Annotated in this window: 8 protein-coding genes; 7 read left to right on the forward strand and 1 reads right to left on the reverse strand. The window is 36.6% G+C overall.

The genetic code is table 11. The features are described from left to right. Nucleotides 1-78: 78 nt before the first annotated feature. Nucleotides 79-1686 (reverse strand): tetratricopeptide repeat protein, encoded by a 1608-nt coding sequence (locus tag IWC72_RS13410; protein ID WP_194530095.1) that lies wholly within the window; start codon nucleotides 1684-1686, stop codon nucleotides 79-81. 461 nt (nucleotides 1687-2147) lie between these two features. Between IWC72_RS13410 and IWC72_RS13415 the strand changes: the two genes are divergently transcribed. The 7 genes from IWC72_RS13415 to IWC72_RS13445 all read left to right on the forward strand — a co-directional run bounded on the left by IWC72_RS13415 (nucleotide 2148) and on the right by IWC72_RS13445 (nucleotide 13749). Continuing rightward, the gene (locus IWC72_RS13415) at nucleotides 2148-3668 is read left to right on the forward strand and encodes an alpha-L-fucosidase (RefSeq protein ID WP_226979564.1); all 1521 of its coding nucleotides are present in this window, start codon (nucleotides 2148-2150) and stop codon (nucleotides 3666-3668) included. A gap of 880 nt (nucleotides 3669-4548) precedes the next feature. Beyond that, nucleotides 4549-7635 carry a SusC/RagA family TonB-linked outer membrane protein gene (locus IWC72_RS13420; protein ID WP_194530096.1) on the forward strand — a complete coding sequence of 1029 codons (3087 nt, stop codon included), beginning with the start codon at nucleotides 4549-4551 and terminating at the stop codon, nucleotides 7633-7635. Between the two features lie 56 nt (nucleotides 7636-7691). After that, complete coding sequence (locus IWC72_RS13425; RefSeq protein WP_194526675.1) at nucleotides 7692-9458, forward strand: RagB/SusD family nutrient uptake outer membrane protein; 1767 nt, start codon at nucleotides 7692-7694, stop codon at nucleotides 9456-9458. A 62-nt stretch (nucleotides 9459-9520) separates the two neighbouring features. Next, nucleotides 9521-11134, forward strand: coding sequence for a hypothetical protein (locus tag IWC72_RS13430; protein ID WP_194530097.1), 1614 nt, complete (start codon nucleotides 9521-9523; stop codon nucleotides 11132-11134). Between the two features lie 104 nt (nucleotides 11135-11238). Continuing rightward, nucleotides 11239-12291, forward strand: coding sequence for a family 16 glycosylhydrolase (locus IWC72_RS13435; protein WP_194526677.1), 1053 nt, complete (start codon nucleotides 11239-11241; stop codon nucleotides 12289-12291). A 269-nt stretch (nucleotides 12292-12560) separates the two neighbouring features. Continuing rightward, on the forward strand, nucleotides 12561-13454 hold the full coding sequence (locus IWC72_RS13440; protein ID WP_194526678.1) for a DnaJ C-terminal domain-containing protein: 894 nt from the start codon (nucleotides 12561-12563) through the stop codon (nucleotides 13452-13454). Between the two features lie 4 nt (nucleotides 13455-13458). Further along, nucleotides 13459-13749, forward strand: coding sequence for a chaperone modulator CbpM (locus IWC72_RS13445; protein WP_194526679.1), 291 nt, complete (start codon nucleotides 13459-13461; stop codon nucleotides 13747-13749). Nucleotides 13750-13782 lie beyond the last annotated feature (33 nt).

Below are 13782 nucleotides of genomic sequence, written 5' to 3' on the forward strand. Positions count from 1 at the left end.
GATAGGGTAAAATTTTGTTTTAATTAGGGAAAGAAGGAAATACCCTTGTTTAAAGTATCTTAAGACTTACGGAATGGTTTATAATGAGGCAATTAACTCTTCTAGATTATCGCTGCGCTGTAACCCCATTTTTTTACGCAGACGGTGTCGTGTAGTATGTACGGATTTTGTTGAAATGCCCAAAAGGCGAGCCATATCCTTACTGCTAAGATTTAACTTGATCAAAGCACAAATTTTTTGATCGGTTTGGCTTAGGTTAGGGTAGGTGGTATTTAGTTTTTCATAGAAATGCTTATTTACGTCCGTAAACCGTAATTTAAACTCTTCCCAATTGTTAGCACTGCCCACAGAAATAGACTTCAATACCCTATTAATTTCAGAAACTTTTATATTTCCATTCTCTCCTCGTAATTCTGTTTTCAGCTTTTTTAAAAACTCGTCTTTTTCAACTAATTGTAGGGTGGAAGCAGCCAATTCTTTATTTTTGGTTTCCAGTAGTTGGTGTGCTTGCTCCATTTCCAGAGCTTTGTTTTTTTGCATTAATCGTTTTTCAACTCTGTGTTTGGAACGAATGTGTTTTACATAAACAAAACCAATAATAATTACAAATATGAGCGAAGTACCCAAAATAATGCGTTGTAGTAATAAGATTTTATCTTGTTGCTCCAATTTTTCCAAGTGCTGCTGACGAATAACCTCCTGTTGCCGTTGTTTTTCTAGCCGGTATTCATTTTTAATTTCCATAAGGGAAACGTTATCTTGGCTTCTTCCATCAAAAAACTTTGCATTTAAGGTTCTGGCCTTGTTCAAGTATCGGAACGCTTCTTCATAATCTTCTTTTAAATTATAGTTTTCCGCCATTTTCTCGTAGATGAACGGAGTAAAATCTATATGGCTCTGGTATTTGTCAGAAATTGAGATTGCCTTTTTATAATATTCAATCGTCTTGTCTATATTACCTTGCTTCTGGTGAATAACGGCCCAATACGCATACACAAGTACTAAATAAGATGGTGAGTTTTGTTGGAACCATGGTTCTATTTCTTGGAGGGTCTGCATGGCCTCGTCATATTTTTTCTCTTCCCTTAGCACATAAGCTTCTTCAAACTTTATAAATGGCAGGGCAATTTTGTCCGGCACGTCTCCATAATAAATAAGGGCGCTGTCCAGATATTTTTTTGCTAGTTCAGGATCATCTAAGCCTCTATAGGTATAGCTAAAAGTATAATAATTATGGGCTAATGAAGCTTTAGGCATCCTGCCTTTTTCTATTAGTTGCTTCATGATATCAAGAGACAACTGTAGATATTTAAGAGCTTCCTTTTTTCTTTTGTTGTAACTGTACATGGCTCCTAATCTTCGGTAAATGTGAGATTTCATTAGCATATTTTCAGAATTGTCAACTAATGTAAGGGCAGACCATACGGTTTCATAGGCCTTAGCATATTGAGCCTTGTGGCTATAGGCATCCATAAGTCTCAAGAGCGTCCATGCAGATTTTAATGTATCGCCTTTGATTAGGTTTTTTGAAACCGCCAATTTTAAGGAATCTATATTGTAGCCGTTATGCTGGGCGGTAAGCGTGTCTGTGTTTGTAATAGGAATATTTAAAGGAATGGAAGAATCTTGGGAATGGAGTTTAATCCCAAGAAATATCAGAAAACCGATGAGGAAGTAATGATGCATTAGCCTTTTTGTTTTAAATATTCTACCCAAATTTTTTACCACAATAATAAATGAAACTTTGTTTTAAAATCATATTCTATTTAAAATAGAAAGATAGGGTGACACCAAGTGTAACCAATTTCTTCTATTTATCAAAATAATCTAGGTATCCTATCTTGTATGAAGTTTATTGAAAAGGCAACATTTAGAATTATAAAGCCATATAAAATACTGCCTTGGAAGGCTTAAGAATAGTAGATAGTAGGAATAATCTTAAAATGTTTATTTGATGCATAATTCATTTATAATTGGATAAGAAATGTTGAATAAGGCCAGTTTTCACCGTTAAATTGAACTTTACATAAACTCAACACTGCGTAATGAAGACATTTGTTGTATTAAAAATACCCGATAAATTTTAATTTTAGAAGTTGAGAACCTTCTATTAGGAGGTATTAATTGTTGATGAAAATTTCAGAATTATGAGAACGTTGTTTTTGGTATTTGTTTGGATGATAGTAAGTGTAGGTACTGCTCAAGAGAGAAGTTATGAAGCAGATTGGCAATCCTTAAAAAACCATAAAACACCCGAATGGTTTCGTGATGCAAAATTTGGTATTTATTGCCACTGGGGGCCTTATTCCGTTCCCGCCTATGAAAATGAATGGTATTCTCATTGGATGTATACTTCGCCAGATAATCCGGAATATAAACAAGGAAAACGTTTTTATGAGCACCATACACAAACCTATGGCCCCTTAAACGAGTTTGGGTACAAAGATTTTATTCCCATGTTCAAGGCTGAAAAATTTGATGCAACAGAATGGGCAGACCTATTTGAAAAAGCCGGAGCAAAATTTGCAGGACCAGTGTCCGAACATGCAGATGGTTTTGCCATGTGGGATAGTAAACTCACCCGTTGGAATGCTAAAAATATGGGGCCCAAACGGGATATAATGGGGGAATTGGCAAAAGAAATAAGAAAGCGGGACATGAAATTTATAGCCACATATCACCGTCAATGGCTTTTTGGATGGTTTCCTACATGGGATGAATCTACTGATGCGGCGGATCCACAATATGCAGATTTATATGGGCCAAAATTAAAGAAAGGAGATTTTCAGTATCCATTGAGCACCAAAGAAATTGATGAAGGTTCCGACCGTTATTACCCAGTGGGTGATAAAAAATTTAATGAAGATTGGTTGGCTAGGTTAAAGGAGGTAATAGATAATTATAATCCGGATTTAGTCTGGTTTGATAATAAGATGGATGTTATTGATGAAGCTTATAGAAAAGAGTTTCTTTCCTATTACTATAACCATGGTGTAAAGAACAATCAAGAAGTAGTGGCTACTTATAAATTCTATGATTTTGTAAAAGGCACCGCGGTTTTAGATGTGGAGCGAGCTAGAATGAGCGAAATGAAAGATTTTCCATGGCTTACGGATGATTCTATTGATTGGAAAGCCTGGAGCGATATTAGCAATCCTGACTATAAAAGCGCCAATCGTATTATAGATTTTTTAGTAGATGTTGTTAGCAAAAATGGTTGCTTGTTATTGAATATTACACCTAAGGCTAACGGAGAAATACCGCAAGAGGTGCAAGACCGTCTTTTAGAAATAGGGAAGTGGCTAGATCAAAACGGCGAGGCTATTTATGGTACACGGCCATGGGAGGTATATGGAGAAGGGCCGGCAAAGGTAGTTGAAGGACATTTAAGTGAACGTAAAAACTCTGATAATACGGCAGAGGACATCAGGTTTACGAAAAAAGGAGAAACTTTGTACGCCATACAGTTAGATTGGCCAAAGTCTGGAGAAACAGTTATTAAAACCTTGGGCAAGGAAAATAAATTACTTCAAAAGAAAATTAAGTCTATTGAACTACTTGGAACTTCACAAAAATTAGAGTTCGTAAGAAAATTAAATGGTCTACACATAAGTTTACCAAAAACACCGGTTGGCGAACATGCTTTTGTATTTAAAATCAATTTTTAAGTATAGAAGTAAACAGTCTTTGAATAGAATATTATGAACATTTTTCTCTAATTGTGTTTTTGATAGACTAAAACCTAAGCTACACTAAATCAGGTTAGAGATTAATCTATTCACGGAGTAAAAAACCATTTGTTCCGCGAAAAACCATTTGTTATACTCAAATTAGAGATGCATATTTCTATTTCAATACGATTATTTCAAGTTATTGTAGACGTTGCATTTGATTGCGTAAAAAAGGACTTTATACCATGTTCGTTAGGTTTCAGGAGTCTAAATCTGGCTTTTTAAGGCGGTGAACTCATAAAATTTTAACATTTCAAAAATGATGCTTGTTGTAGTGTTGTAATTTCTTTCGTCTTTTAATATAATCAATATGTATAGGGGGTTAAAGGTGTCAAGTTGACAATTATTTTGATTTTGTCAAGTTTTTGTCAAGCGCCTTTTTTAGGAGTAAATTAACAATATCTCTATTTTGGACACCAATTACAGTGTATATGGAAATTTATAGCACACTTAATTGGTAATCTAATAAACAAACTTTACTCATTTTAAACCAACTCATTTTATGAAAAGAAAAATTCACTCGCCCCTCAAGAATGCACCACCTATTTCTTATAAGGTATTTCTCAAGATGTATTTCTAAAAAAAACAATGAAGACCTAGTGTTCATTTCCTTTTGAACAGATAAAAAACTTTTATAAAAATCAATTCATCAGTTCGGAGGTGTAAGCCTCCAATCGAGAGGAGTAGAATTTTAGGTCTAAGATTTAATGAAGCAAGAAATTAATGGTAGGAAAAAAGTAAAGACTATCGTATTAAATAAGGTTTGTCCTACTAGCTGTTTTCATTAGGTCATTTTAATATTTAACAAGAAAATTATATGAATTTCAAACACATTTTTCATTTTAAATCCCACGCTTTCCACTTGGGGTTGTTCATGGTCTTTTGTCTTAGTACAGTGGCAGCACAATCTCAAACAGTAAGTGGAACGGTATCGGCCGATGATGCGCCGTTACCAGGAGTAAGTGTCGTGGTCAAAGGAACCAACAACGGAACAGTTACAGATTTTGACGGTCTGTACACCATAAACGCAGAATCTAATGCAATTTTAGTATTCAGTTATATTGGTTTTAAGGAACGGGAAATAGCGGTTAGCGGTAAGCAAACCGTTAACGTTATAATGCAAGAAGATGTATCTGCATTAGAAGAAGTAGTGGTCATAGGATATGGGGCACAAAAAAAGAAGGAGTTGACAGGAGCGGTAGCTCAGGTGAAATCAGAAGAATTATTAAAAACAGCAACATCAGATATTGGTGCCGCGTTACAGGGGCAGATTGCGGGTGTAAACGTAACCTCAAGTTCTGGGGCTCCGGGAGCGGAAGCGAATGTAATGATTCGTGGACTTACTTCTATTAATGGAGCTAATAGACCTCTTTATGTAGTAGACGGGATTCCTTTTGATGGCGACCCAAAATTGAGTATCAATGAAATAGAAACCATAGATGTTTTAAAAGATGGGGCTTCGGCTGCTATCTATGGTACTAGAGGTGCCGCAGGTGTAATTTTAATTACTACCAAGAAAGGTAAAGAAGGCCAGATGAAAATAGCTATAGATAGTTATTATGGTTTGCAACATATTACTTCGGCAACGCCACTACTTAATGTTGAGGATAAATTATACGTTCAGTTTTTACAGGGTGCAGCGTTGAACAATAGTAGCTATGGTAACACTTGGACAACTATTGAGCAAAGTCCACATTTCCTTACCAATAATACAGATTTGGTAAACGTTATTCAAAATGATATGGCGCCTGTTCAAAACCATAGCCTAACGCTCTCAGGTGGTAAAGATGGCCTTACCTATAACGTAACGGGTAACTATTTTGACCAAGAAGGTGTCATTATTAATTCTGGTTATGATCGTTTTAATGTTAGGGCTAATACGCAATTTGTAAAAGGAAAATGGAATATAACAACAGGTCTGTCTTTTAGAGTAGAAAATAGAGAGCATGCACCATGGGGCTTATTGAGAGACGCTATAAAATATACTTCTTACAGTCCAAATATAGATCCTGGTTCTAGTATTTTAGACAATGCAGGGGCAGGAGGTAATGGAGCCACCAATATATCTTACTTGGGATATAGGTTTTTACAAGAGGATAACCAAGAGAACAATTATTTTGATGGAAATTTAAGTCTGACCTACAGTTTTACCAATAACTTGAAATTTACTTCAAGAATAGCAACGAGTTATGATAATGGAACTAGAATTACAATCAACCCTAAATTTACGGCATACAGGGATGATGGAACCGAAGTAACTTCACAACGTTCAAAAGTTAGGAACCTAAGTTCTCTTGCCAAGAAGTTTACTTGGGAGAATATATTGAATTATCAGAAAAGCTTTGGTGATCACAATATCAATTTCACAGGGGTATATTCTTCGGAAAAGTATAATTATTCAGAATTTTTTGCGGAGAAAAGTGATTTGGCTTCTAATGATGTAACGGTGTTAAATGGGGCAACATCAGATCCAAATGTGGGATCAGGAAACAATCAATGGACTCAAAATCGCGAGAGCACGTTAATTGGTATGTTGGCACGACTGCAATACAATTACAAAGGAAAATATTTGTTAAGCGGAGCGGTTAGAAGAGATGGGTCTTCTCGTTTTAAAGAAGAGCCTTGGGGGGTGTTTCCTTCTGTTTCCGCAGGATGGAATGTATCTGACGAAAACTTCTGGGACCCATTAAAGAATACGGTTTCTTCATTTAAGTTAAGAGCAAGTAGGGGAACTACCGGTAACCAAGGTATTGCTGATTATTCATACACGCCAACTATTACATTGGATAATGATTACGTGTTGGGGACGGGAACTAATCAAACCTTGCTTTTAGGAGCTAGCCAGACAGGTTTTGCAAATCCAAAAGTACGTTGGGAAACTTCGGTATCCTTGAATGCCGGTTTTGATATGGGCTTCTTCGATAATAAGTTGACACTTTCGGGAGATATATACGAAACCAAGAAAGAAGATATGTTATTTCCTGTTTTATTACCTCCAACTGCTGGGGGTGGGAATAACGCAGAAGTAGTTTTAAATGTAGGTGATATGACCAATAAGGGGGTAGAGTTTGCAATGAACTATCGCCACTCAGGTAAATTATCGTGGAACGCCGGTTTCACCTATACTCGAAATGATAACATTATTACCAAAATGAGCGGTAGTAACAAAATTATATATTTTGATGATAGTAGTATTTCTGGGCATGATAATGACAACGATTATGTTTCGGCCTTAGCAGAAGGCTATGAAGGTGGAGCTTTCTTTCTTGTAAAGACAGATGGAACCATAAAAACAGAGGAAGAGTTGGTTACGTACCAAGCCATTGTTCCTGATGCGAAAATTGGCGATTTAAAGTATGTTGATTTTGATAAAAATGGAACTATAGATATTGGAGACCGTCAGTACATGGGTAGTGGTACTCCCGATTTTGAAATGGGTTTCAACTTTTCCGCCTATTACAAAGCACTTGATTTCTCTATGCAATGGTACGGATCCTTCGGTGCTGAAATCATTAACGGTAATAAAGCCTTGGCTTATAAGGTGGGTAACCACCAAGACTTGGTATACCAATGGACACCACAAAACAACACGTCAGACATTCCCGTAAACAGAAATGCAACCCATAACAATTATAGAGGACAGACGGATTATTGGTTGGACGATGGCACTTTCGTAAGGTTACGTAATATTTCCTTAGGGTATACGGTTCCAAGAGATTATACAGAAAAATTGGGGGTCACAAAATTTAGAATTTATGTGGCAGCTCAAAATCCACTTACCATAACCAAGTATGATGGTTATGATCCAGAAGTTGGTAACAACGGTCTTAGTACCCGTGGTATTGATCAGGGTACGTATCCGGTAAGTTCACAGATACGAACCGGACTTCAAATTGAATTTTAATGAAATTTAAAATGAAGATGAACAATTCCGATAAAAAAAATGAAAAAATAAGAGTTATGAAAACAACGATAACAAAACGGCTACTTTTTATACTGGCACCTATGTTGGCAATTTTGGGCTGTTCAGATGATTTTCTGGAACAGACCAATCCAAATCAAATTTCTACAGAAACTTTTTGGAAGGATAATAAAGATTTAGAGCAAGGGCTTATTGCTACGTACAAAGGTTTTGCCAATGCCAATACAATAAATTTAGTAGGCGAACTTGCAAGAACGGATTTAGCATGGTCCAGTGGATACCAACGCCCTAATAATACAAATGAGTATTACTTACAGGTTTTTAATGATGCATCTTCTGTGCCTAATAATAAGTGGAGCGCAAACTACACTGCAATTTTTAGAGCTAATCAAGTTATTGAAGCAGCAGCTGCTTTAGAAGAAACCTACACCACGGAAAAAGAGAAAGAAGATGGGCTGATTATTCTAGCACAAGCGCGGTTCTTAAGGGGGTACATGTATTTTAATCTTTACAATTCTTATAATGGGGGTGCAGTGCCCATTTATGATTTTGTACCTATAGAAGAAAGTGAGTTTTATCAATCGGTATCATCTGCTGAAGATGTTAAGAATTTTTATATAGAAGATTTATTATTCGCCGCAGATAATTTACCTATAAAATGGGAAGGTAATGACCAAGGGAGAGTAACGGCAGGTGCTGCTATTGCAGTCTTGGGACAGTCCTTCTTATATGAAGGTGATTATGAAGGAGCCTCTGTGCTTTTTAAAAGTTTGATAGATAATTTTGGATATTCTTTAACCCCGAACATCGGGAGTAATTTCACCACCATGGACGAGTTCAATGAAGAATCTATTCTAGAAGTAGGTTATTCTTTAGAATTTAAAAATGAATTAGGTCCTTGGGATGGTAGAGACGTTGCAAATACAGCATACGTTAGACAATTCACTGGTGGAGCTGGTACATGGTTTGGAGCAGTAGTTGCTAACTGGTTGATTTTAAAATATAGAAATGAGCCCTTAGATTTTTCTGATTCAAGAAACAAGATTATAGATGAAGAGGGTAATGAAAGTTTTAGAAAATTCAGTCTAAGAACATCATGGTCCGTAGCCTTAGTTGATGATAAGGATATGGGATACTACTTAAGAGATGAAACTGGGCAGGCTTCAAACTTTAATGTTCGTATGACTGCTTTTTGGAGAAAACACACCAATTGGGACATTACACGATCAGAAGAAGAATTATCTCCAGGAAAAGTTAGATCAGGTGTGAACGAGCGTTTAATTCGTTTGGCTGAAATTTATCTGCAGTATGCAGAATGCCAAATAAAATTAGGTAATGTAGACGAAGCTTTGGTCTACATTAATAGAGTACGAAGAAGATCGGGTGTTCAGTTGTTAGGCCTGAACGGTACGGGTGAATTTCCGGCCAATGACCATGACAATAAGATGTACGATGAACAAACGTTAATGGAACATTTAATGTATACAGAGTTGCCATTGGAGCTTTCGGCAGAAGGAGATGGTAACCGTAATATTGACCTTAGAAGGTGGGGCGTAAAAGCACAACGCTTTCAAGAGCTTGCTCAAAAGAGATATACTGCTGATCATTATGAACTATTAGATGAAAAGGGTGAAAAAGTAACCAGATGGGCTTCAATAGTAAAAGAACTTCCTGCTGGAGACCCAGATATTGATGAGAATTGGAATGAATTTCAAGAAGCAGCGGCGAACTATAATCCAGCATTGCATGCCTATTGGCCTTTGCCTAATACAGAAATTATATCTAACCCGCAGTTGGGTAATTAATGTATAATTCTGATTAAAGTTCACAAATAAAATGCAAAAACAAGAAATTTAAAAAGTATAAAATGAAAAACGCAATAAGAATATTAGCCGTCTTGGCCATCCTGTTCGTAGGGTGTGACGATAATGAATATGAGGCTCCTTTTCCTTTTTCGGACGTAGGGTTTTATACGAGCAAGGGTACAGCAGATGATCTTCAGATTAATTTAGACGATTATTTGTCTTTCACGGATCTTTCTCAAGGTGAGGAGTCTCATTCATGGAAAATAGAGAGTACAGATGTCTTTCTTGAAGGACCAATTGATAGAACAGATTCTATATTAGATCAATTTATTATTGAACCGAGAGTTACTTCTTCTTTTGAGAAAACGGTGCATGTACTTTTTCAGAGCTCAGGAATGAAAAAAGTTAGGCTGTATAATACTTTTAATGAAATGGTGACTTTTAAAGGAAATCGGGCAGGCGAAGATTATGAAATGGCGGCGGTCAAAAAAGGAGACCTCTATGTCATTGATACTACATTCATGGTTAAAGTATATCCGAAATTGGTACCTGTAATAAAAGTAAGAAATGGAGAGGTAACGGTAAACCATGAAGCAAATGATACTATTTATATTGAAGCTGGAAATACTTTAGAATTTACGGATTTATCTACTATTGGTGAGCCAACTGGGCGTTCATGGAATATAGTTAAGGCTTTAAAACCCGGAGAAGAAGTTACTGAAAATCCTATTGTAAGTAGTAGTGGTGATTCTCCAGCCAATATAGCTTTCAACAAATTGGGTAGTTTTAGAGCATCTATGAACCTTTCCCGTTCGGGTCAGAACATCCCGGGAGATTTTGCCAATTATGTTGTTAATGCCCCTATAAGAGTTATACCATCTTCTAAACCTTTTGAATTAACAGGAGATATAAGGGAACAGGAAGATGAGACTATTCAAGTGCCTTACAATGGAGAGTTTACAACCTTTGGTGGCCAAGAAGAGTTCTTTACGGTCATGGTAAATGGTGAAGCTTTTGAAATAGCTTCTGTAGGAGTAAATGTAAATGATGCCACAAAGCTTGATATTAAATTAGCGGCTCCAATTTATAGGCCAGATGTAATTACAGTTTCATACGCAGGTGGAACTATAGAATCTACGGATACTAGGGAAGCATTACCATTTACAGATGAGCCTGTACTAATGAGTACCGTAAATCTTATTCCTGAAGCTATTGCAGGATTAGAAACAGGAGCAGATAGTTGGGTACCTTTCTGGAGTAATAAAGGAATTGCGGAATACTCCACGGAGCAAGCTGCAACCGGGGCATATAGTTTAAAGTTACAAATTGCTGCAGGTCAAGATAATGCCGAGGCTGGTGCAACATTTGAAAATCCTATTATTTTTGAGGCCGAGAAAACGTATGTCGTTTCCTATGATATGTATATTGCTCCAGGAGCTGTAGGCGCAGATGGCACATCAAGCACAGGTCTATTTTTATTGCAAAATTGGGGTTTCCAATTTTGGAATAATTTTGCTCATCCAGTAGGAGAATGGAAAACGCATACCGTAGATTATCAAAGTACTACACCTTTATCACAATTCTATCTGAGAATTTTACCTAATGCAGAAAAAACTACTGATATGACTGTATACTATGATAATTTCACAATACTAGAGAAAGAAGTACGACCGTAACCCCACACAGTTGTTTGCTTGAGTTAAAGGGAGAATTGAAAGATTCTCCCTTTTTATACAATTCATATTTTAATATTCATTTATAAATACGAAACATTAAAAACATGTACTTAAACCACCTTAAGTTGTTCTTATGTTGTGCCTTGTTGTATAGTTGTGGCACTAGTTCAAAATTTGACAATTCAGCAGAGTTGCCCGTTGATGGCGAAAAAAAAGAAGAACAGGAAATAGAGTCTGAAGCCGCAGAAGAAGTGGTCAAAGAAGTAGTGGACTGGAAAGATATTCCCGTGCCTGCAGATGCCGGTGTTGGTATGATTTGGGAATTTCAAGAAATCTCCGATGACTTTGAGTACAATGCTCCAGGCGATAATAAGGGAGATGAATTTTTTGATAAATGGGATGACTTTTATCATAATGGGTGGGCGGGCCCCGGACTAACAGAATGGAAAAGGGAGCTTTCTTATGTTGCAAATGGTCATTTACAGATGTGGGCAACAAGAAAACCCAGTTCCAATAAAATTAACATGGGGTGTATTACATCAAAGACCAGGGTAGTTTACCCTGTTTATATAGAAGCAAGGGCAAAAGTTATGAACTCTACTTTAGCCTCGGACGTTTGGCTTTTGAGCCCGGATGATACTCAAGAAATAGATATTCTAGAGGCCTACGGGGCGGATTATTCAGAAAGTGCACAAAAGGAACAATCCTATTTTTCTAAAAAGATACACATTAGTCACCATGTATTCATCAGGGAACCTTTTCAGGACTATCAACCCAAAGATGCGGGAACTTGGTTTGAGGATGGCACAGTATGGAATCAAGACTTTCATACGTACGGCGTGTATTGGAAAAACCCGTGGTACTTAGAATATTATATAGACGGAGTATTAGTGCGCACCGTTTCTGGAAAAGATATCATAGACCCAAAACACTTTACCAATACAACAGACCCCGGAAATACAGAAGTAGATACCCGTACAGGCCTCAGTAAAGAAATGGATATCATTATCAATACGGAAGATCAAACGTGGAGATCATCCCCAGCATCTGGACTTCAGTCTGAAACGCGTACGCCTACGGATAATGAGCTTTCTAATATAGAAAATAATACATTTAAAGTAGATTGGATAAGAATCTATAAACCTTTAAAGCAATAGGTATTTTCAACTCTTGCGTTGCATTGTATAGAAAGCTGTAATCAGAAGTTTTTTTTTAAATTTTGTAATTAACCATAGGTAGTTCCCTCATAATTTAAACTATGAACCTATGGTTTTTTTGTACTTAAGGTCCTTTTACCTGACTTTTATCATTCATTCCTATTTATCTTTTTTTTGGATCAAAAACATTCTTTTAAGGGGTTGACCTCGAGGTGATTTTTGGTTAATTTCATAGTGTAATTAGCGTCATTCTTTAAATAGAGCTTAAGATGGATTATATAGATTATTACAAAGTATTAGGCGTAACTAAAAGTGCTACTGAAAAGGATATTAAAAAGGCATATAGGAAAATGGCACGAAAGTATCATCCAGATGTAAATCCTAATGATAGTGCGGCCGAGAAAAAATTTAAAGAGATAAATGAAGCCAATGAGGTTTTAGGTAATGTTGAAAACCGAAAAAAATACGACCAGTATGGAAAAGACTGGATGCATGCGGAACAGTTCGAGAAAGCAAAAGCGCAACACGGTTCACGAGGTGGTGGCCAGCAGTACGGTCAAGATTTTGGAGGTGGCGATTTTTCCGATTTCTTTGAATCTATGTTTGGTGGCGGAGGTGGTTTTTCGCAAAGAGGTGGGCAGCAGACTAGGTTTAGAGGGCAAGACCTCAATGCCCAGTTGCGCTTAAACCTTCGTGATGCCTTTACAACCCAAAAACAAACCTTAACTGTTAATGGCAAGAATATTAGACTTACCATACCGGCAGGAATCGAAAATGGACAGACCATAAAAATACCAGGTCATGGTGGGCCGGGTCGAAATAATGGCCCCAAAGGCGACCTGTTTTTAAAGTTTATTATTGATAATAATACGTCATTTAAAAGAGACGGAAACAACTTGTATAAGGATGTTGACGTTGATTTGTATACTGCAATTTTAGGGGGTGAAATTACAGTTGATACTTTTGATGGAAAAGCAAAACTTAAAATTAAACCAGAAACCCAAAGTGGCACCAAGGTGAAATTAAAAGGTAAAGGATTTCCTATTTATAAAAAGGAAGGCCAGTTCGGAGACCTTTATATCACTTATAACATTCAAACCCCTACCAATTTATCTGATAAAGAGAAAGTACTATTCACACAATTAGCATCCCTTAAAAACTAAGATTATGCAACAACAAGAATATGTGTCGATAACCGAATTTTGTAATGGCCATAGTATTTCCACAGCGGTTATAACTCAATTGAACGAATATGGCCTTGTTAGCATTATTGAACGTAGTGATAGTTTGTATATACCATTGGAAGAACTTCCAAAGACTGAAAAAATGCTGAGATTGCACACAGATTTAAATATAAACCTTGAAGGTGTAGAGGTCGTTACACGGCTTTTGGAACGGATAGAACAAACTAATGAAGAAATGATAAAGCTTAAGAATAAACTCAGTTTATATGAGTAGGCTTACTAAATCTGAATTTTATTTTTTCTATTG

Origin of the sequence: Zobellia roscoffensis, assembly GCF_015330165.1 — a bacterium.
Lineage (GTDB): Bacteria > Bacteroidota > Bacteroidia > Flavobacteriales > Flavobacteriaceae > Zobellia > Zobellia roscoffensis.

What these genes read in the sequence shown, in the direction of transcription:
- IWC72_RS13410 (WP_194530095.1), bottom strand. Translation starts at nt 1,686, where the DNA reads ATGCATCATTACTTCCTCATCGGTTTTCTGATATTTCTTGGGATTAAA.
- IWC72_RS13415 (WP_226979564.1), top strand. Translation starts at nt 2,148, where the DNA reads ATGAGAACGTTGTTTTTGGTATTTGTTTGGATGATAGTAAGTGTAGGT.
- IWC72_RS13420 (WP_194530096.1), top strand. Translation starts at nt 4,549, where the DNA reads ATGAATTTCAAACACATTTTTCATTTTAAATCCCACGCTTTCCACTTG.
- IWC72_RS13425 (WP_194526675.1), top strand. Translation starts at nt 7,692, where the DNA reads ATGAAAACAACGATAACAAAACGGCTACTTTTTATACTGGCACCTATG.
- IWC72_RS13430 (WP_194530097.1), top strand. Translation starts at nt 9,521, where the DNA reads ATGAAAAACGCAATAAGAATATTAGCCGTCTTGGCCATCCTGTTCGTA.
- IWC72_RS13435 (WP_194526677.1), top strand. Translation starts at nt 11,239, where the DNA reads ATGTACTTAAACCACCTTAAGTTGTTCTTATGTTGTGCCTTGTTGTAT.
- IWC72_RS13440 (WP_194526678.1), top strand. Translation starts at nt 12,561, where the DNA reads ATGGATTATATAGATTATTACAAAGTATTAGGCGTAACTAAAAGTGCT.
- IWC72_RS13445 (WP_194526679.1), top strand. Translation starts at nt 13,459, where the DNA reads ATGCAACAACAAGAATATGTGTCGATAACCGAATTTTGTAATGGCCAT.